Raw genomic sequence first — 16,935 nt, 5'->3', positions numbered from 1 at the left:
ACGTTTAGGAAAGCAGGAAGGACACCGCCCGTATGCGTATTCACAGCGATCTGGCCGACACCATCGGCAACACGCCGCTTCTGAAACTGCGGCGCGCCAGCGAGATGACCGGCTGCACGATCCTGGGCAAGTGCGAGTTCATGAACCCCGGGCAGTCGGTCAAGGACCGCGCCGCGCTTTACATCATCCGCGATGCCATCGCGAAGGGGCAGCTCAAGCCCGGCGGCACGATTGTCGAGGGCACGGCGGGCAACACCGGGATCGGGCTGGCGCTGGTCGGGGCCAGCATGGGCTTCCGCACCGTGATCGTGATCCCCGAGACGCAGAGCCAGGAAAAGAAGGACATGCTGCGGCTTGCTGGGGCCGAGCTGGTGCAGGTGCCGGCTGCCCCCTACAAGAACCCCAACAACTATGTCCGCTATTCCGGCCGTCTGGCCGAGGCGCTGGCCCGGACCGAGCCGAACGGCGCCATCTGGGCCAACCAGTTTGACAACGTGGCCAACCGTCAGGCGCATATCGAGACCACCGGGCCGGAAATCTGGGAACAGACCGGCGGCAAGGTGGATGGCTTCGTGGCGGCGGTGGGCTCGGGCGGCACGCTGGCCGGCGTTGGTCTGGCCTTGCAGCCCAAGGGGGTGAAGATCGGTCTGGCAGACCCGGAAGGGGCGGCGCTGCACGCCTTCTATTCGACCGGCAAGCTGGAATCGCCCGGAAGCTCGATCACCGAAGGGATCGGGCAGGGGCGCATCACCGCGAACCTGGAAGGGTTCACCCCCGATTTCAGTTGGCGCATCCCCGATGCCGAGGCACTGCCGCTGATCTTCGATCTGCTCACGGACGAAGGTCTGTGCATGGGCGGCTCGACCGGGATCAATATCGCCGGCGCCATCCGCATGGCGCGCGAGATGGGGCCGGGCCATACCATCGTGACCATTCTTTGCGACTATGGCAGCCGCTACCAATCTAAGATCTACAATCCTGTTTTCCTGCGGGAAAAGGGTCTGCCGGTTCCCGAATGGCTGGCCCGCGGGGCGCGTCCGCTGCCGTCGGTCTATGAAGACGTGTGACCGCCTGCGCGGCCTGCGCGCGCTGATCCCGGCCGTTCTGGTGCTGGTTGTCGGGCTGGGTCTTGTGGCCGGGCCGGTCGCAGCGCCTGCATGGGCGGACGAAGCGGCCGCGCCCGCCGAACCGACCGTAGACTATGCCGAGTGGGAAAAGGCGGCGAGTGCCGCCGAAGACCAGCTTGAGAACCGCAACATCAGCGACGAGCGGCTGGATGAACTGCGCGACCAGTTGGCCAAGTGGCGGGCAACGCTGCTGAATGCGCAGAACGTGAACTCGACCCGGATCGCCACGGTCAAGGAACAGATCGCGGCGCTGGGGCCCGCCCCCGAGGAAGGCAAGACCGAGGCGCCCGAGATCGCCAGCCGCCGGTCGGATCTGGCGGATCTGCTGGGCAAGTTGCAGGCGCCGGGGATCACGGCGGAAGAGGCCTATCGCCGGGCCGACGGGCTGATCCGCGAGATCGACCGCACCCAGCGGGAACGTCAGGCCAATGAGCTGTTGCAGCTTTGGCCGGCGCCGGTGAACCCGGCCAACTGGCCCGAGGCGGCGGTCGGCATCTCGGACACGCTGATGCGGATTGTGGATGAGGCGCGCGAGGGCTGGCAGAACAAGGATGCCCGGGGGGTATTCCTCAGCAATCTGCCATTGATCCTTGGGCTTCTGGTGCTGTGGGCCGGGCTGACCTTCTATGCCCGGCGCTGGATCGAGAACTTTGTCGACCGGATGCAGGCCGGCGGGTCCGAGGCGCGGCGGCGTGTGCTGTCGGTTCTGGCCTCGCTGGGGCAGGTGGTGGTGCCGACGGCCGGCACCGTTGCGCTGACTGTTGCGCTGCTGAACAGCGGTTTGCTGGGCGAGGTCACGCGCCGGATCGCGGTGTCGCTGCCGTTCCTGGGCTTTACGGTCTTTGTCGCGGCCTGGCTGGGCGGGCGTGCCTTCCCGCGCCAGCAGGGCGAGGATGCGGCTTTGCCGCTGCCGCCCGAGAGCCGCATCGAAGGCCGCTTCATGGCGCAGATGATGGGCCTGGTGATCGCGGCAGAGTTCCTGCGCAGCATCACCATGGACCCGCAGTCCTATTCCGAAGCGGTGACGGCCGTGGCCTCGTTCCCGATCCTGGTTGCGGGCGGGCTGGTGCTGATCCGCATCGGCCGGGTGTTGCGCCTTGCGCGCGAGGCCGGCTCGCAAAGCTATGTGCTGCGGCTGCTGTCGATCCTGGCCAAGGTGGTGACGGTGATCGGCTTTGTCGGCCCGGCGCTGGCTGCCTTCGGCTATGTGGCGGCGGCGCGGGCGATGATCTTCCCGGCCATCGTCACGCTGGGGCTCATCACGCTGCTTCTGGTGTTGCAGCGCCTGCTGGCGGACATCTGGGCGATGGTCTCGCCCAGCGACGATGCCGCTTCGGATCGCGACGGTCTTGTGCCGGTGCTGATCGGCTTTGCCCTGACCCTGCTGGCGGTGCCGGTCTTCGTGCTGATCTGGGGCGCGCGTCTGGCAGACCTGACCGAAATCTGGACCCGGTTCCGCGAAGGGTTCCAGATGGGCGAGACGCGGATCTCGCCCACCGACTTCCTGCTGTTCGCGGTGATCTTCGCCATCGGCTACATGCTGACGCGGATGTTCCAGGGGGCGCTGAAGACCTCGATCCTGCCCCGCACACGCATGGATCGCGGCGGGCAGACGGCGCTGGTCTCGGGCACGGGCTACGTTGGCATCTTCCTGTCGGCGCTGGTGGCCATCAATGCCACTGGAATCGACCTGTCCGGTCTGGCCATCGTGGCCGGGGCACTGTCCGTGGGCATCGGTTTCGGCCTGCAGAACATCGTGTCGAACTTCGTCTCGGGGATCATCCTGCTGATCGAGCGCCCGGTGTCCGAAGGTGACTGGATCGAGGTTGGCGGGGTGCAGGGGATCGTCAAGTCGATCTCGGTGCGGTCAACCCGGGTGCAGACCTTCGACCGAACCATGGTGATCGTGCCGAACGCCGATCTGGTCAGCCAGCAGGTGAAGAACTGGACGCGCTTCGGCCTTGCGGGCCGGTTGATCGTGCCGGTGGGCGTGGCCTTCGGGTCTGACACCCGCAAGGTCGAGGCCGTCCTGCGCGAGATTGCCGAGGCGCAGCCGCTTGTGGTGCTGAACCCGCCGCCGGTGGTGGTGCTACAGGGCTTTGGCGCCGATGCGATGATGTTCGAGATCCGGGTGATCCTGCGCGACGTGAACTTCAGCCTGTCGGTGAAGAACGAGATCAATCACCAGATCGTCAAACGGTTCGAGGAAGAGGGGATCGAGATTCCCTTCGCCCAGTCGGATGTCACCCTGCGCAATGCCGACGAGATCGTCGCCGCGCTGGCGGCGCTGCGGATGCCTGCGCCCGAAACGCCGATCCCGCCCGTCGCGCCCGTTGTGGCCGAGGAACCGAAAGGAGGGCGCGCAGGCGCTGCCGACCCCGCATGACGACCGAACCGCTGTTCCGCGCCGACCCGTATCTGCAAGAAGCCACCGCCCACGTCCTGGCCCATACCGCCGAAGGCGGAATCGTGATGGACGCTTCGGTCTTTTACCCGACGGGCGGCGGCCAGCCCGGCGACAGTGGCTGGCTGGTCTGGGACGGCGGTCGCCTGCCCGTCGCCACCACGGTCAAGGGCGAGGGCGGGGCCATTGTGCTGGTGCCCGCCGCGCCTATGCAGATGTCCCCCGTGGGGGCCGAGGTCCGGCAGGTGCTGGACTGGTCCCGCCGCCACCGCCACATGCGGGTGCATACCGCGCTGCATCTCTTGTCGGTTGTGATCCCGCTGCCGGTGACCGGCGGCCAGATCGGCGCCGACCGGGGCCGGCTGGATTTCGACATGCCAGACCCGCCCGCGGACACGGCCGCGCTGGAGGCCGCCCTGAACGCGCTGATCGAGCGTGACCTGAAGGTGACCGAAACCTGGATCACCGATGCCGAACTGGAGGCAAATCCCGGCCTGGTGAAAACCATGTCCGTCCGGCCGCCAGCAGGGCAGGGCAGGGTGCGGCTGGTCCGCATCGGCGAAGGGGCTGGGCAAGTCGATCTGCAACCCTGCGGAGGCACCCATGTCGCCCGCACCGGCGAAATCGGCCATGTGACCATCGACAAGGTGGAAAAGAAGGGCCGGATGAACCGCCGCGTCTCGATCACCCTGGCGGAGTGATCTGCGGGTTCTGCGCGAAAGCCCCCGCCACACCCCTTGCCGCCCCGCGCCCGAACCGCTAAGACCGCCGCCACGGACAGTTGGCCGAGTGGTCGAAGGCGCACGCCTGGAAAGTGTGTAGGCGGGGAACCGTCTCGAGGGTTCGAATCCCTCACTGTCCGCCATACCTATATGATAACATATTTATTTTCTGGACAATTTGACCGAAAGGCCAAGTCGTCCACATATTATACACAGTTTGGTTTCTTAGGTTTCCTCTGCGATGAGACCGGAAATCAGTTTGTAAAGTTCGGCCGCAGCCAGTTCGGCGCTCTCGACCGTGAGTCCTCGCATGGCCATGACCTTGGCGGAGATGTGGTAGGTTGCCCCTTTGGTCTTGTGCCGATGAAAAATCTCCATCGCTCTATCCATTATCTCCCTCTCCCGTTGCTCAAAAATGCGATCAAGGGATTTGTCGAAGGAAATGAAATCGAACTCGACATCGGCTTTCGTGCGGCGGCGGCGGCACAGCACATACGGCTGTTGGCTCTTTTTGCAGGCATCAAAGTGCGCGTCGATCAGGTCACGGCGATCTGCTTTCACGGACAGGTAAGACACGATCCCTCGCTTGAAATTTGAGCCTAAGAAAAGCTTACCCCGAAGTGTATGTGCGGCGTATGGGTTCCTGTCCATAGCGTTCCACCGCCAATGCCGCAGGAGGCCCCTACAGGCCCTTTGTGGCGCGGGCCTATGGGGCATGACATTCGCGGCTGCTGGGCGGTGTCTGATGTATCTGCCGGGGCCTTCCAGTTGCCTGCGGGAGGGGGGCTTGAAGGCGCCACAGCGCGCGGCAAGTCTGGTCGGAATGGCAGGGCCGGGGTCTGTCTTGGCCTGCCGCCGCTGTTGAGGGACATGAATATCTGCAGGAAGCCGGAAGACGGTGGGTGATGCCGGAAGAGGGCGGAAAAGCCTTGTAAACAAGGCCGAAATGGCCTTGCGGGCGCGGGGAAGCCGCGCGAGGGCGATGTCTTGCAGACGGGCTTGAAAGGGCCTTCAACGGGGCGGTGAAGGGCCGAGGGCGGCGCCTGGGACAACCCCGCAGCGCGAGCGCTTAACCCTTTGTCAAATCGACGAATTCAAACCGATTCCGCGCCGTGGCACGGTGAGGAGGCATGCGCGTAACATGCAAATCGCGCCGCGAGTTTGTTTCAGGCTTGCATGTTCCGGCTAACACATTGTGACCAAATGAGTTTTGTCGTTAGCCTACGCCAGCGGCGGCACCGTGAACATGCAAGAGATTTTTGAGCTACTGGGCCGGCCGAACAGCGGAGAAGTCAAAGACGAACTCGGGCTGGTCCATAGATCCTGAGAGGCTCAGGCTTTTTTCATCGAAGCAGTCGCCGTCGGTTGGGTCTTTGAAGAAGCTCCCGGAGAAGACAACCTGTTGCCCTTCCTGCAACTCGGCCAGGGCCGCGAACAGCTCGCTCGAAGGATCAATAAGGGTGTTGGACCCGGCATCAGAAAAGGCGTTGTTCCAAGTGGAAAGCCAGATGTCGCCTTCCATCTCCACACTGAAAACGCCCCAGCCATCGCCGTTGGTCGTAAGCTCGTAGACCGTGCCGATCCAATCCTTTACCGCACGGGACGGCACTGCCTCGCAGATTGCCTTTCCACGCTTCGGGCGTGTCCCGCCTTTGGCAAGGTCGTTTGCCGCGCTCTCAAAAGCCTCTCTTGCCGTGACAATCGCATCGCGAAATGCGGCCTGCTGTGGGGGCAACTCCTGAGCAAGGACTGGAATCGCGAAAAAGGCCAAGCCAGCGGCTAAAATGATCCTGTTCATTCTATTCCCTGTTCGTATGGCCCCACCACATGACCTTGCCGATTACGTCAAGCTCCATGGCGCGATGGCCGGTTAAAAGTTCTGGGCTGCAGCTCGGGTTGTCCGAGACGAGCATGGTGATGTCCTCGGACGGTCGTTCGATCCGTTTAACCCGCGCCAGGCCGTCCACCAGGATAGCGTAGATCGGGGCTGGCCGTTTGTCATTCGGTGCCCGAGGCCGCACCGGAACCGCCGCTCTTGAACGGTCAATCAAGACGATGTCGCCCGACTGTATCGAAGGCGCCATGCTGTCGCCCTGGACCCGGGCCAGCACGGCCGAGCCAGCGGACACCCCGATGCGCTTTAACCAGGACCGCCGGAAGGCGAGGTGGTCGATGATTTCGACTGCGCCGTTCTGGCTGCCATCCCCTGCTGCGAGAGACGCTTCATGCAGAGGAATATGGGCATAGTCTTCATCGTCGGCGGTGATCGTCGTGACCGGGCCGTCGTCGCGCTTGGGGCCGATGTAGAGTTCCAACCCAAGAGCCGCGCAGATCTCCTGCGCACGACTTAGCGTCGGGCCGGATTTCTTTTCGCTCCTGATGACGTTGCGAATGGCGTCTGGGGGTAAACCTGATGCGGTCTCAACAGCAAAAGCGTTTGTTTCCAGCGCCTTGAGGCGCTGAGCGATGATCTCGCCAAACTGTTGTCCAAGCTTGTCCACGAATCGGGATTATTACCGAAAACATGCCGCTTGACCATCGGTAACGTTCCCGTCTATTTTATCGGTATCGTTACCGGAGGCTACATGAGCACCGAAGCAATCATCAGAATTGCGGAAACCTTCGCCAGACACCTTGGTCTGACGCTTTCGACGGTTTCGACCTATGCGGCGAACGATGGAAAGTGGCTGAGCGGTCTGAAGACCGGGTCGAGCTGCACGCTGCGCAAGGCGGCGGTCGTCACCTGCTGGTTTTCGGAGAACTGGCCTGCGGACCTTGAGTGGCCGCGGGACGTTCCGCGCCCTGCCATCCAGAAGAAGGAGAAGGCGGCATGAGCGGCCGGAGCCTTGGCCTGTTTGGCTTTATTGTAGATCGCGCGGCCTGGTGGCTATTGCATCGACATCCACAGCTTCGAGAAGGACTTTCATCCGCTGGAAGAGTGCTTGTGCTGCTCCCGCTGCCATGTGGAACCCCATGCGAACGGTCTGATCGCTTCCAAGCTGTGCCGTTCCGACAACCACGAGTTCTGATCGTTCGGAATTCCATATCACGTCAATCGGCGGAAACAGGGTCATCCCCGTCGGCGCCGGGTTCTGGTCAGACATCACAATCCCTCCATCCGGTTGTTGGCGCTTCCGATGGTAGGGGCCACCCCGCCAAGACCAAAGGGAAATCCGGCGGGCGGGGTGGTGCTTTTCGCCGCTGGCTGGCGTCGCTGACCGCCGCCGATGTGATCGGCGTGATCGTGCTGTTCGCGTCGCCGATCCTGATCCTGATGCTCAACGAAGGAGGTGTCCGGTGATGGACAATGCCCGCCCCGCCCTGACCTGGCATGATCATGCCCCGATGGCCGGCCCTGATGGCGCGGTCGCAGAGGGTGGCGAACTGCCCACCTCCATCGTTGCCGTTGAACGGGCGCTGGAGAACCTGAGCCGCCAGATCCGCGAGGCGCAGCCCTGGGATGTCCGGCCCGCCGCGCTGCGCCGGTTCCGCTGGTTGCTGAAGGCGGTTCGCATCCAGCGCAATGCCTGCTCGCTGGCTGCTGCGCTGCAAGACCGTGCGGACGACCTGCCTGACGATGCTGCCCGGCCGCTGTTGATCGAGGCCGACCGCCTTTGGGAGCTGACCGATCCGCTGACCAGCCTGATCAACGAACTGGTGACCGGCGCGGACGCCCATGCCGAGATGGCCGAGGCCGAACGCTTGCTGATCGAGGCGCAATGATGGGCAAGGATTGCAACCTTCCGAAGCCCTCGACCCAATTCCGGGTCGATCACGTTCCGGGCCGCGGGTTCTTCGTGCTGGACCCCGGTGGCGAGAAGTGCGCCGGGCCGTTCAAGGACGAGAACAAGGCCCTGATGAGCCGGGATGCAAAGCAGGCCGCTGCGGATGCAAAGGCCAAGCGCGGCCCGAGGGCCTGCATGGCCTGCGGGCACAGCTTCCCGAGCGAGGGCATCCACAACCGCCTGTGCAATGACTGCAAGTACCGGGGCAGTGCGCCCGATCCGCTGCATCCGTCGACGCGCCAGCGGCGGGCCGCCTGATGGGCCGGCAGCTTGGCCATATCAAGGCGGCCCGGCTGGACGCCCCGCGCCTGCAGAAGGTGCTGGCCCTGCTGGCGGACGGCAAACCGCACACGACGCGGGACATCGTCCGCAAGGCCCGCGTGATGGCGGTCAACGCCTGCATTGCCGAGCTGCGCCAGCACGGCGCCGAAATCACCTGTGTGCGCCAGGCCGCCCCGAACGGCGACGGCTGGCGCTGGTACTACACCCTGACGAAGGCCCCCTGACATGAACCTGCTGCCTGCGATCACCGACCTGCCTGTTGCCGATATCATCGTCGGCCCGCGTCTGCGCCCCTTCTCAGAAGCCGAGGTGGCGGCGCTGGTGGGGCTGATCGAGGAGTTCGGCCAGACGACGCCGATCCTTGTGCGCAAGACCCTGCACGGCTTTGAACTGGTCGATGGCCTGCACCGGCTGGAAGCCACCCGGCGGGCCGGTCTGCCGACCATTCCCGTCCGCGCCTATGCGACGATGTCAGATGCGGATGCGCGCCTGCTGGAGGCATCTCAGAACCTGACGGGCGGGCTGTCGCCGCTGGACGATGCGGTCTTCCTTGCGGCCTGGAAGCGCGAACATCTGAAGAAACACCCCGAAACGGCCCAGGGCAAGGCCGGTGCGCTGGCCCGGCATGGTCTGCAAGGGAACTCGAGTTCCTTTGCTGAAATCGTCGCCTCGAAGCGGGCAATCACCGTCAGGCAGGTCCGCAAGATCATCGCCGCCGGAGAGGCCCTGCGCCCCGCCGACCTGGCGCTTTTGCGGACGGCCACCGCGCCGGTCACGCTGAAGGATGTCGAGGCGCTGGGCAAGGTGGCGGATGACGGCGAACGCAGCCGCATCGCCAGCCTGCTGTCGTGCGGGAATGCAAAGTCGGTCGCGGCCGCGCGCCGCCAGATCGTGGCCGAAGACCCTAGCGCGGTCGAGGTCGAGACCGACCCGTCGGACAAGCAGTACCTTGCGCTGAAGACCGCCTGGTCGCGCGCCGGGGCGGCGGCGCGGCGTCGGTGGCTGGCCGAGGTGGGGGCCGATCTGGCCGACCTGATGCCCCGCCCGGAGGTCGCGGCCGAATGAAACGCCTGACCCCCGACAAGGAATGGTGGACGGCCAGCGAACTGGCGGCCAGCGGCCTGCCGGATGTGCCCGGCACACGGCAAGGTGTTGATGATGTTGCCGCCCGGTCTGACTGGCGCGCGCATCCTAAGCTGTGCCGTCGCCGGCAAGGCCGGGGTGGCGGCTGGGAATATCACTGGCGCCTGCTGCCGGTGCGCGCACAGGCCGCGCTTCTGAAGGCGGCGGCGCCGCTGGCCCCGGAAGAGCCCGGCCGGATGGACCGGGGCGAGGCCTGGGCATGGTTCGACGGGCTGCCGGAAAAGGTGAAGGCGGAGGCCCGCGCCCGGTTGACGGTGCTGCAGCGTGTCGAGGCGATGACGGCACCGATGGGCCGCTATCTGGCGGTCATCACCGTGGCCGAGGCCGAGACCGCCGAGGGGCGCCCGGTTTCGCCGCGGACGATCTGGGGCTGGTCTTCGATGATCGAGGGGGTCGATCCGGCTGACTACCTGCCCTACCTCGCCCCCCGTCACCGGGCCGCGCCTGCCAAGCGCCGCCGGGCCGAATGCAGCCGCGAGTTTCTTGACTGGTTGAAGGCCGATTATCTGCGCCTTGGCGAGCCCAGCTTTGCAAGCTGCTGGAACCGGGTGGTCAAGCTTTGCGAAAGCCGGGGGCTGGCCACGCTGACCCTGAAGACCGCGCAACGCTGGATGGACGAAAACGTGCCGCGTGTGACGCAGGTCTTCGCCCGTCAGGGCGAACGCGGCCTGTCCAAGTGCTTCCCGCCGCAGATCCGTGATCGGTCGATGCTGACCGCCATGGAAGCGGTCAACGCGGACTGCCACAAGATCGACGTCTTCGTGCAGTGGCCGGGCATCGAGAAGCCGGTTCGGCCCCAGATCGTGGCGTTTCAGGATCTGTTCTCGGGCAAGGTCCTGAGCTGGCGCGTTGACCTTGACCCCAACAAGGTTGCGGTGATGTCCGCCTTCGGCGAGTTGATCGAGACGTGGGGCATCCCGCGGCACTGCCTGTTCGACAACGGCCATGAGTTCGCGAACAAATGGCTGACCGGCGGCACCCCGACCCGGTTCCGGTTCAAGGTGCGCGAGGATGATCCGCTGGGCGTGTTGCCCATGATGGGTATCCAGGTGCACTGGGCCACCCCGGCCCACGGCCAGGCCAAGCCGATCGAACGCGGGTTCCGCGATTTCGCGGATCACATCGCTTTGCATCCGGCCTTTGCAGGGGCTTATGTCGGCAATCGCCCGGACGCGAAGCCCGAAGATTACGGCAGCCGCGCGGTGCCCCTGGACACCTTCCTGACGGTGCTGGCCGAGAGCATCCGTGACCATAACGCCCGGCTTGGCCGTTTGTCGCCCAACTGCAAGGGCCGGTCCTTCGACCAGACCTTTGCGGACAGCTATGAGCGCGCGCCGATCCGCAAGGCCACGGCCGAGCAGCACCGGCTGTGGCTGATGGGGCAGGAAGTCAGGAAGTTGCATGCCACCCACGGCCAACTGACGCTGCATGACAACAAGTACCATGCCGACTGGATGTCCGAATACGCGGGCCAGAAGGTGGTGGCGCGGTTCGACCCGGAAGACCTCCATGCGGGCCTGTATCTCTACAGTCTGCAGGGCGAGTTCCTGGGCGAGGCCCCGTGCCGCGAGAAGGTCGGGTTCTTCGACCTGGTCGGCGCCCGGCTTCATGCCAGGCAGAAGGCCCAGCGGCGGCGGATCGAGAAGCAGCTTCTGGCAGCCCATCGCCCGGTTTCGGTCACCGAACTGGCGGCGGAACTGGCGGCGATGCCCCCGACACTGCCCGACCAACTGGAAGCCAAGGTTGTCCAGATCGTGCCGATGCAGGCCCGCCGCCCGCTGATCGACCGGCAGGTGCCGCAGCCGGATACCTCGCGCGACGCTGAGTTGCGGGTTCTGCAGGTCGATTTCGCGGCGCCCCGGCCTGCGGTCGAACCGGAGGAGACCGATATCACCCGGTTCTGGCGGGTCATCGATATCGAGAGCCGGTCAGAGGCCGGCGAACCGATCTCGGCCGAGGATGCCGAGTTCTATCAGCGCATGCAGCGCCATCCGGTCTACCGCGCCCAGAGGGCAATGTTCGACCGGGATGGTGCGGTGGCGATCGGATGAAGATTGCCGCCGGGGGCGGGCAAGGCCCCACGGCGGCTTGGACGGTGAGGAGAGAGCATGTTGGACGGAATGGAAAAGAACAAGACCATCTCGAATGTGGCGCCCCTGCGAAACGTCATGCTGCTGGGCGCGGCCATTCAGCAGTTGCGCGAACGCGACCCCGATCTGCCTGGCATGGGTTGTTTCCACGGCTTCTCGGGTTACGGGAAGTCCAGCGCCGCAACCTATAACGCGCAGGTCTATGACGCCTGCTGGGTTGAGGTGAAGTCGGTCTGGTCCCGCAAGGTGCTGGTCACGAAGATCGTCCAGGCGCTGGGCATGACCCCGCAGGGCATGATCAGCGACATGGTCGAGCAGATCGGCGAGGAGCTGGCAAAGTCCGGCCGCCCTCTGCTGCTAGATGAAGCGCACCAACTTTGCCGCGATGACATGATGGGTGTGATCCACGACATCTATGTCAGCTCGCATGGCAGCGCGATGGTGCTGATCGGCGAGGAAATGCTGCCGCAGCGCCTGCGGCGGTGGGAGCGCATCCACAACCGGATCGGCGCCTGGGCCGGTGCGCAACCGGCCGACCTGCGCGAGACCAAGGTGCTGGCACAACTGAAGCAGCCGCATCTGACGCTGCCGGATGACGTGCTGCAGGTGGTGCTGGAGAAGTCGGCCGCGAACTTCCGTCGGATCGTGGCCAACCTGAACCAGATCAACCTTTACGCGCTGACCTCGGGCCGGGCGGAGATCACCCTGGCCGATGTGCCGAGGATCGAGTTCTTCCTGGGCGAGGCCCCGGCCCCGCGGAGGGTCGTGGCATGACGGCACCGACCAAGATCGGACGGCTGCCGGTCGATCAGGCTGGCGCGGGGCGTCAGGAAATCTGGCTGGCGATCAAGGCGGTGAATGGCCCCTTCAAGGTCAGCGACATCGCCGCCGCGACCGGCGTGAACCGCGCGCCTGTGATGCGCTATCTGAAGGCGCTGACGGCTGCCGGGTATCTGGAAAGCATTGCGACACTGCCCGGTCAGGCCAGCCATTGGATGTTGGTCCAGGACGTTGGCCACCATGCGCCCCGCATCCGGTCGGACGGCACAAGGGTCACGCAAGGAGAGATCACCGGCCAGATCTGGCGGGCGATGTACATGCTGAAGGATTTCAGCTTCCTTGACCTGATCCACAACGCCTCGGTCGAGGTGGCCGAGGCTACGGCGAAGGACTATTGCAAGCGGCTGTTGGCCGCCGGCTATCTGAAGGTTCTGGTCAAGGCTGATCCCCACGCCGCCCGGCCGGCCCGCTATCGGCTGATCCGGCACAGCGGACCCAAGGCACCGCAGGTGCAGAGGGTGCGGCAGGTCTACGATCCGAACACGGGCTCCGTCTACATGGCGGAGGGCCAGCCGTGAGCGATCCGATCACCATCGCACGCGATGCCTGGGGGGAGGCCCTGCCGGACTGGGTGCTGCGCCTGGCCGAAGAATGCGCCGCCAGCAGTCAGAACAAGGTCGCTGGTCAGATGAACCGATCGGCATCGCTCGTCTCGGCTGTGCTGCGGGCCAAGTACCTTGGCGACATGCAGGCGGTCGAAGAGATCGTTCGTGGCCTGTTCTTCGCGACAACGATCCGCTGCCCCGCTTTGGGCGAGATCAGCACGGCCACCTGTCGCGACTGGATGCGCGCGGCCGCGAGCTTTTCCAACGTCAACAGTGAACGGGTGCGGATGTACCGCGCCTGTCGCACCTGTCCCCGCATGAAAAAGGAGGCCTCGGCATGATGCCCGCCACAGCAACGGCCCCCGCCGCGCCCGGGTTCATGGCGCCTGCCGATGTTCTGGCATCGTTCTGTGCCATCGCCGCGGTGCCCATGCATGAACTGTGCGGGCCGGGCCAGACCCGGGGCGTCAGCCGCCTGCGGCATGAGTGCATGTGGCTGATGCGCGATCTGACCGCCGCCGCATCCACGCAGATCGGCGATCTGCTGGGCGGCCGCCACCAGGCCACGGTTGACGAGGCCGCGGCCAAGATCGCCGACAGGTTGGCCACCGATCCCGAGTATCGCGACCGTCTTCGCCAGTTGCGGGCCGAGATCATCGCCTGGGTCGGCGCGGCGCCCGGCCTGCCCAGCCCTCTCCGCATCACGGCGGCCGTCGGGGTGCTGCAGGACGCCAGCCTTGCCGATGCCGACGCCCGTGCTGCCGCGCTGACGCTGCTGGGAGGTTCCAGCCATGGCGCGTGACCCTGTCCCCTTTGCCAGCACCCGCCAGATGCTGGAGCTGGCCGCCCGCGCCCTGGGCCGCATCGACCGTGACGGCGTCCGCGCCTCGACCAGCCTGTCGACCGACGAGATCGAGGCGATGGCCGGGGCGCTGATCCATCTGGGGCTGATGCCCATCGCACCGGGCGCAACGGCGCCGGAAACCCTGATCAACAAGAAGGAGGCCTGAAATGGTTCCCAAGTCGACCTTTGAACCGCACCCGGTGCCGAATGGCATCATTGAAGCCAATGGCAACCAGTACATGGCCGACGGCAAGGGTGGTCTGCGGGCGCTGGAGAACATTCCGGCGATGAAGAAGCTGCAGGACGAGCAGGTCCGCAAGATCTTCGGCTTTGCCTTTGCTTTGGCAGCCCAGATCGGGCGCTTCAAAGGCCATGTCTACGAAGACCTTGGTTCGCTCGACGCCCTGATGATGCAGGAATACGGCCTGACCGTCGGAGGGCCGAAGGGCAACCGCACCTACGCCACCTTCGACGGGCTGATGAAGATCGAGGTCCGCATTCAGGACCGGATCGTCTACGGGCCGGAAATGCAGGTGGCAAAGGCCCTGTTCGACAAGGTGCTGACCGAACGCGCGGCGGGGTCTGACCCGCTGATCCGGTCGATCATCACCAGTGCCTTCGACACCGACAAGGAAGGCCAGATCAACCGGGCAAACGTGTTCGTCCTGTTGAACGTCAAGGACGATGATCCCGAGTTCAAGCGCGGGCAGGAAGCGATCCGCGACGCCATGCATGTCATCGGTTCGAAAAGCTACCTGCGCTTCCAGCACCGGGATGCCTTCGATGCGCCCTGGCAGACCCTGACCATCGATCTGGCGAGCGCGTGATCATGATCCTGCGCCCGTGGTTCATCCCGCTGTCGCATCGCCCCCGGCCGGCGCCCGCGCAGGTCGAGGTCGACCCGGCCGTGCTGGCCGCGGCCTATGAAGCCGAGGTTGCGGCCCGTCGCCGCCACTGGCTGATCGGCGTGCCCACCCCTGCGGACCTGGCCGCCACCCGCAAGGCTGTCGCCGGGCGCTACCGCGTGCCCGTGGAAGCGGTCGTCAACGCCCTTTCAAGGGAGGAATGAAATGGCTGTCGAAAGCATCAAGCAGAAGATCGCGGCCCTGTTGCGAATGACAAAGGCCGCGGGTTGCAGCGAAGCAGAGGCATTGGCCGCTGCCGAAAAGGCCGCTGCCTTGATGCGTGAGCATGGGCTTTCTGAGGCTGACATCACCATTGGACAGGCCTCGGTCAATGCCAGCACCAAGGGCCGCAGCGCCCGTGATCGGCTTTGGACGGTGGTGGCCTATTGCACCAATACTGCGGCGACTTACTCTCATGTGTCGGGCCGGCGCGGGGCGCAGTTGGTCTTTGTCGGTCGCGATCCCGGCCCCGAAATCGCGGCTTACCTGGTTGCCGTTCTCGGCCGGGCAGTCGACACCGGAATCGCAGATTTCAGGGCCGGTGCCTTCTATCGGCGCCGCAAGACGGATGCCACGCGCCGTGCGGCCGTCAGGGACTTTACGGCCGGCATGGTGGCGCGACTGTCGCGCCGGCTGATCGAAATCTTCGGCCCTTCGATCGACAAGACGGCAAATGCCGTCGCCCGGGCCGCACGGGATGAGCGTTTCGAGGGAGCAAAGCCGGTTCCCGCGCCAGCAGTTGGCAAGCCACGCTTCGAAAACGCGGTCTGGTCGGGCTGGGATGCCGCGAACCGGGTGAACCTTTCGCAGGGTGTAAACGGCACCTCGGGAACGCCGCACCGGATCGAGGCCACCACATGACTGCCCTCCTCAAAACCATCCACGTCGCCTGCCGCCAGTTGGGCCTGGACGACGACACACGCCGGGATCTGCAACAGGCTGCCACCGGCAAGGCAAGCCTGAAGGACATGACCCCGGCCGAGCAGATGCGGGTGCTGGAGGCGCTGAAGGCGCGGGGTTTCAAGGCGGGGTTCAAGCGCGCCTCGAAGGGCCGCCGCACACCGGCGGGGCGGGCTGATCTGCGCTTTGTCCATGTCCTGTGGAAGCGGCTTGGCGATGCGGGCGCGCTGAAGAAGCCGGGCCGCGATGGGCTGAACGCCTTTGTGCGGACCCGGTTTGAAGGCAAGTGGCAGGCGGTGCCGATCGACATCGATGCAATGACCGATGCCGGTCAGATCAACGATGTGATCCGCGCGCTGAAAAGCATGTGCGCCCGCGCCGGGGTGACCCTGCAATGACCCGCCGCCCCATCATCACCGACCACGCCTTGGTGCGCTATCTCGAAAGGGTGGTGGGCATTGATGTGGAAGCCCATCGCCGTGCGATCGAGGAACGCACCGCCCTGGCGGTCGAACATGGGGCCTGCGCGGTTGTGAGCGAGGGCTGGCGATACACTATCACTGATTGCCACGTCACGACCGTGATGCCGCGCCGCCGCGATCTAGCGCTGCCCCGCATGTTGCCAGCCGAGGATGAGGCATGAGCAACACCGCCGCCCGTCTGGCCCAACTCGAAGCGGCGCACCTGGACCTGCTGACGCGGGTGCAGGTGCTGGAGCGTGCGCTCCGCTTTGAGGTGGGCCAGCGCGAGGCAATGGAGGCCATGGTTCTCAAGCTGACCCGGCTGCCCGGCCGGATTGACCGGCTGGAAATGATCGCCGCGCGGGGCCGCATCAAGGAGGCGGTGAAGTGACCACCTTCCCAGGCATCGCGGGCGATATCGAGGCGCTGATCGGCACCGAACTGACGACCGAGCTGTTGCGGCACTGGGGCGGGTGCCAGTTGAGCATCCCGCGCCGCGCCGAGGGTTCAGCGCTGGCCCGGGTGATTGGCGTCGATGCCGCCGAAACCATCATCCGCGAAATCGGCCATGGCCGGGTCACGCTGCCGTGCGGGTCACTGCGCGGGGCGAAGCGGCGCCGGGCAGAGGCGGAACGGATGCTGCGGGCGGGCGCGTCTTTGCAGGAGGTCGCGCGGGCCTGCGACATGCACACGCGCACCGTGTCGAACTATCGCGCCGCCATCGAGAACGAGGCCAATTCCCGTCAGATGACACTGCGGTTTGACAGCGAATAGGCTGATCTGCCAGACTGCCCGCGTGGAGACCTGAGGGTCCACGTCCCCCACCGAAAACCTTCAAGGGCGAGACGGCGCCGCCGATCTGCGACGTTCCCGGAAAGCATTCCGGG

At 65.3% G+C, this 16,935-nt stretch carries 25 protein-coding genes and 1 tRNA gene; 22 read left to right on the top strand and 4 right to left on the bottom strand.

What is annotated here, in order from left to right; translation table 11 throughout:
* Positions 1-32 precede the first annotated feature (32 nt).
* The 4 genes from C5F44_RS02735 to C5F44_RS02720 all read left to right on the top strand — a co-directional run bounded on the left by C5F44_RS02735 (position 33) and on the right by C5F44_RS02720 (position 4,396).
* Positions 33-1,067, top strand: a complete 1,035-nt coding sequence (locus C5F44_RS02735) for a cysteine synthase A (protein WP_107671981.1) — start codon at positions 33-35, stop codon at positions 1,065-1,067.
* Complete coding sequence (locus C5F44_RS02730; RefSeq protein ID WP_107671980.1) at positions 1,054-3,513, top strand: DUF3772 domain-containing protein; 2,460 nt, start codon at positions 1,054-1,056, stop codon at positions 3,511-3,513. Before C5F44_RS02735 ends, C5F44_RS02730 begins: the two co-directional genes overlap by 14 nt.
* Positions 3,510-4,232 carry an alanyl-tRNA editing protein gene (locus tag C5F44_RS02725; protein WP_107671979.1) on the top strand — a complete coding sequence of 241 codons (723 nt, stop codon included), beginning with the start codon at positions 3,510-3,512 and terminating at the stop codon, positions 4,230-4,232. Before C5F44_RS02730 ends, C5F44_RS02725 begins: the two co-directional genes overlap by 4 nt.
* Before the next feature lie 74 nt (positions 4,233-4,306).
* Positions 4,307-4,396, top strand: a tRNA-Ser gene (locus C5F44_RS02720).
* A gap of 82 nt (positions 4,397-4,478) precedes the next feature.
* Here C5F44_RS02720 and C5F44_RS02715 read toward each other — a convergent pair.
* The 3 genes from C5F44_RS02715 to C5F44_RS02705 form a co-directional block, all read right to left on the bottom strand.
* Positions 4,479-4,829, bottom strand: coding sequence for a hypothetical protein (locus C5F44_RS02715; protein ID WP_107671978.1), 351 nt, complete (start codon positions 4,827-4,829; stop codon positions 4,479-4,481).
* Positions 4,830-5,517: 688 nt separating this feature from the next.
* Positions 5,518-6,051, bottom strand: coding sequence for a hypothetical protein (locus C5F44_RS02710; protein WP_107671977.1), 534 nt, complete (start codon positions 6,049-6,051; stop codon positions 5,518-5,520).
* A 1-nt stretch (position 6,052) separates the two neighbouring features.
* The gene (locus C5F44_RS02705; RefSeq protein WP_107671976.1) at positions 6,053-6,754 is read right to left on the bottom strand and encodes a S24 family peptidase; all 702 of its coding nucleotides are present in this window, start codon (positions 6,752-6,754) and stop codon (positions 6,053-6,055) included.
* An 84-nt stretch (positions 6,755-6,838) separates the two neighbouring features.
* Between C5F44_RS02705 and C5F44_RS02700 the strand changes: the two genes are divergently transcribed.
* Positions 6,839-7,087, top strand: a complete 249-nt coding sequence (locus C5F44_RS02700) for a hypothetical protein (RefSeq protein WP_107671975.1) — start codon at positions 6,839-6,841, stop codon at positions 7,085-7,087.
* A 27-nt stretch (positions 7,088-7,114) separates the two neighbouring features.
* On the opposite strand, the gene C5F44_RS17755 is transcribed toward C5F44_RS02700, so the two are convergent.
* The gene (locus tag C5F44_RS17755; protein ID WP_146161893.1) at positions 7,115-7,357 is read right to left on the bottom strand and encodes a hypothetical protein; all 243 of its coding nucleotides are present in this window, start codon (positions 7,355-7,357) and stop codon (positions 7,115-7,117) included.
* Positions 7,358-7,553: 196 nt separating this feature from the next.
* Here C5F44_RS17755 and C5F44_RS02695 point away from each other — a divergent pair, with 196 nt between their 5' ends.
* The 17 genes from C5F44_RS02695 to C5F44_RS02615 are packed head-to-tail and all read left to right on the top strand — an operon-like array spanning position 7,554 to position 16,822.
* Positions 7,554-7,976 (top strand): hypothetical protein, encoded by a 423-nt coding sequence (locus C5F44_RS02695; RefSeq protein WP_107671974.1) that lies wholly within the window; start codon positions 7,554-7,556, stop codon positions 7,974-7,976.
* Positions 7,973-8,296, top strand: a complete 324-nt coding sequence (locus C5F44_RS02690) for a hypothetical protein (RefSeq protein ID WP_107671973.1) — start codon at positions 7,973-7,975, stop codon at positions 8,294-8,296. The genes C5F44_RS02695 and C5F44_RS02690 overlap by 4 nt, the downstream gene beginning before the upstream one ends.
* The gene (locus C5F44_RS02685) at positions 8,296-8,544 is read left to right on the top strand and encodes a hypothetical protein (protein ID WP_107671972.1); all 249 of its coding nucleotides are present in this window, start codon (positions 8,296-8,298) and stop codon (positions 8,542-8,544) included. Before C5F44_RS02690 ends, C5F44_RS02685 begins: the two co-directional genes overlap by 1 nt.
* Before the next feature lies 1 nt (position 8,545).
* Entirely contained in the window at positions 8,546-9,385 is an 840-nt protein-coding gene (locus C5F44_RS02680) for a ParB/RepB/Spo0J family partition protein (RefSeq protein ID WP_107671971.1), read from the top strand.
* Positions 9,382-11,514, top strand: coding sequence for a transposase domain-containing protein (locus tag C5F44_RS02675; RefSeq protein ID WP_107671970.1), 2,133 nt, complete (start codon positions 9,382-9,384; stop codon positions 11,512-11,514). The genes C5F44_RS02680 and C5F44_RS02675 overlap by 4 nt, the downstream gene beginning before the upstream one ends.
* A gap of 57 nt (positions 11,515-11,571) precedes the next feature.
* Entirely contained in the window at positions 11,572-12,327 is a 756-nt protein-coding gene (locus C5F44_RS02670) for an AAA family ATPase (RefSeq protein WP_107671969.1), read from the top strand.
* Positions 12,324-12,911: a helix-turn-helix domain-containing protein gene (locus C5F44_RS02665; protein ID WP_107671968.1), complete on the top strand. Its 588-nt coding sequence runs from the start codon at positions 12,324-12,326 to the stop codon at positions 12,909-12,911. The genes C5F44_RS02670 and C5F44_RS02665 overlap by 4 nt, the downstream gene beginning before the upstream one ends.
* Entirely contained in the window at positions 12,908-13,279 is a 372-nt protein-coding gene (locus C5F44_RS02660) for a hypothetical protein (protein WP_181318162.1), read from the top strand. The genes C5F44_RS02665 and C5F44_RS02660 overlap by 4 nt, the downstream gene beginning before the upstream one ends.
* The gene (locus C5F44_RS02655) at positions 13,276-13,740 is read left to right on the top strand and encodes a helix-turn-helix domain-containing protein (RefSeq protein WP_107671967.1); all 465 of its coding nucleotides are present in this window, start codon (positions 13,276-13,278) and stop codon (positions 13,738-13,740) included. The genes C5F44_RS02660 and C5F44_RS02655 overlap by 4 nt, the downstream gene beginning before the upstream one ends.
* Positions 13,730-13,948, top strand: coding sequence for a hypothetical protein (locus C5F44_RS02650; protein WP_107671966.1), 219 nt, complete (start codon positions 13,730-13,732; stop codon positions 13,946-13,948). The genes C5F44_RS02655 and C5F44_RS02650 overlap by 11 nt, the downstream gene beginning before the upstream one ends.
* 1 nt (position 13,949) lies before the next feature.
* Positions 13,950-14,609 carry a DUF3164 family protein gene (locus C5F44_RS02645; RefSeq protein WP_107671965.1) on the top strand — a complete coding sequence of 220 codons (660 nt, stop codon included), beginning with the start codon at positions 13,950-13,952 and terminating at the stop codon, positions 14,607-14,609.
* A 2-nt stretch (positions 14,610-14,611) separates the two neighbouring features.
* On the top strand, positions 14,612-14,851 hold the full coding sequence (locus C5F44_RS02640) for a hypothetical protein (RefSeq protein ID WP_107671964.1): 240 nt from the start codon (positions 14,612-14,614) through the stop codon (positions 14,849-14,851).
* Between the two features lies 1 nt (position 14,852).
* Positions 14,853-15,548, top strand: a complete 696-nt coding sequence (locus C5F44_RS02635) for a DUF7168 domain-containing protein (RefSeq protein WP_107671963.1) — start codon at positions 14,853-14,855, stop codon at positions 15,546-15,548.
* Positions 15,545-15,985 (top strand): gp16 family protein, encoded by a 441-nt coding sequence (locus tag C5F44_RS02630; protein WP_107671962.1) that lies wholly within the window; start codon positions 15,545-15,547, stop codon positions 15,983-15,985. The genes C5F44_RS02635 and C5F44_RS02630 overlap by 4 nt, the downstream gene beginning before the upstream one ends.
* Positions 15,982-16,230 carry a hypothetical protein gene (locus tag C5F44_RS02625; protein WP_107671961.1) on the top strand — a complete coding sequence of 83 codons (249 nt, stop codon included), beginning with the start codon at positions 15,982-15,984 and terminating at the stop codon, positions 16,228-16,230. The genes C5F44_RS02630 and C5F44_RS02625 overlap by 4 nt, the downstream gene beginning before the upstream one ends.
* Positions 16,227-16,439, top strand: a complete 213-nt coding sequence (locus C5F44_RS02620) for a hypothetical protein (RefSeq protein ID WP_107671960.1) — start codon at positions 16,227-16,229, stop codon at positions 16,437-16,439. The genes C5F44_RS02625 and C5F44_RS02620 overlap by 4 nt, the downstream gene beginning before the upstream one ends.
* On the top strand, positions 16,436-16,822 hold the full coding sequence (locus C5F44_RS02615) for a helix-turn-helix domain-containing protein (RefSeq protein WP_107671959.1): 387 nt from the start codon (positions 16,436-16,438) through the stop codon (positions 16,820-16,822). Before C5F44_RS02620 ends, C5F44_RS02615 begins: the two co-directional genes overlap by 4 nt.
* Positions 16,823-16,935: the final 113 nt, after the last annotated feature.

The organism is Fuscovulum blasticum DSM 2131, from assembly GCF_003034965.1.
Lineage (GTDB): Bacteria > Pseudomonadota > Alphaproteobacteria > Rhodobacterales > Rhodobacteraceae > Pseudogemmobacter > Pseudogemmobacter blasticus.
The sequence above is the reverse complement of the archived record's forward strand: the minus strand, read 5'-3'. Positions and strand labels throughout refer to the sequence as shown.

What these genes read in the sequence shown, in the direction of transcription:
- C5F44_RS02725 (WP_107671979.1), top strand. Translation starts at nt 3,510, where the DNA reads ATGACGACCGAACCGCTGTTCCGCGCCGACCCGTATCTGCAAGAAGCC.
- C5F44_RS02650 (WP_107671966.1), top strand. Translation starts at nt 13,730, where the DNA reads ATGGCGCGTGACCCTGTCCCCTTTGCCAGCACCCGCCAGATGCTGGAG.
- C5F44_RS02655 (WP_107671967.1), top strand. Translation starts at nt 13,276, where the DNA reads ATGATGCCCGCCACAGCAACGGCCCCCGCCGCGCCCGGGTTCATGGCG.
- C5F44_RS02685 (WP_107671972.1), top strand. Translation starts at nt 8,296, where the DNA reads ATGGGCCGGCAGCTTGGCCATATCAAGGCGGCCCGGCTGGACGCCCCG.
- C5F44_RS02690 (WP_107671973.1), top strand. Translation starts at nt 7,973, where the DNA reads ATGATGGGCAAGGATTGCAACCTTCCGAAGCCCTCGACCCAATTCCGG.
- C5F44_RS02730 (WP_107671980.1), top strand. Translation starts at nt 1,054, where the DNA reads ATGAAGACGTGTGACCGCCTGCGCGGCCTGCGCGCGCTGATCCCGGCC.
- C5F44_RS17755 (WP_146161893.1), bottom strand. Translation starts at nt 7,357, where the DNA reads ATGTCTGACCAGAACCCGGCGCCGACGGGGATGACCCTGTTTCCGCCG.
- C5F44_RS02625 (WP_107671961.1), top strand. Translation starts at nt 15,982, where the DNA reads ATGACCCGCCGCCCCATCATCACCGACCACGCCTTGGTGCGCTATCTC.
- C5F44_RS02670 (WP_107671969.1), top strand. Translation starts at nt 11,572, where the DNA reads ATGTTGGACGGAATGGAAAAGAACAAGACCATCTCGAATGTGGCGCCC.
- C5F44_RS02710 (WP_107671977.1), bottom strand. Translation starts at nt 6,051, where the DNA reads ATGAACAGGATCATTTTAGCCGCTGGCTTGGCCTTTTTCGCGATTCCA.
- C5F44_RS02645 (WP_107671965.1), top strand. Translation starts at nt 13,950, where the DNA reads ATGGTTCCCAAGTCGACCTTTGAACCGCACCCGGTGCCGAATGGCATC.
- C5F44_RS02695 (WP_107671974.1), top strand. Translation starts at nt 7,554, where the DNA reads ATGGACAATGCCCGCCCCGCCCTGACCTGGCATGATCATGCCCCGATG.
- C5F44_RS02635 (WP_107671963.1), top strand. Translation starts at nt 14,853, where the DNA reads ATGGCTGTCGAAAGCATCAAGCAGAAGATCGCGGCCCTGTTGCGAATG.
- C5F44_RS02735 (WP_107671981.1), top strand. Translation starts at nt 33, where the DNA reads ATGCGTATTCACAGCGATCTGGCCGACACCATCGGCAACACGCCGCTT.
- C5F44_RS02700 (WP_107671975.1), top strand. Translation starts at nt 6,839, where the DNA reads ATGAGCACCGAAGCAATCATCAGAATTGCGGAAACCTTCGCCAGACAC.
- C5F44_RS02680 (WP_107671971.1), top strand. Translation starts at nt 8,546, where the DNA reads ATGAACCTGCTGCCTGCGATCACCGACCTGCCTGTTGCCGATATCATC.
- C5F44_RS02640 (WP_107671964.1), top strand. Translation starts at nt 14,612, where the DNA reads ATGATCCTGCGCCCGTGGTTCATCCCGCTGTCGCATCGCCCCCGGCCG.
- C5F44_RS02665 (WP_107671968.1), top strand. Translation starts at nt 12,324, where the DNA reads ATGACGGCACCGACCAAGATCGGACGGCTGCCGGTCGATCAGGCTGGC.
- C5F44_RS02630 (WP_107671962.1), top strand. Translation starts at nt 15,545, where the DNA reads ATGACTGCCCTCCTCAAAACCATCCACGTCGCCTGCCGCCAGTTGGGC.
- C5F44_RS02675 (WP_107671970.1), top strand. Translation starts at nt 9,382, where the DNA reads ATGAAACGCCTGACCCCCGACAAGGAATGGTGGACGGCCAGCGAACTG.
- C5F44_RS02620 (WP_107671960.1), top strand. Translation starts at nt 16,227, where the DNA reads ATGAGCAACACCGCCGCCCGTCTGGCCCAACTCGAAGCGGCGCACCTG.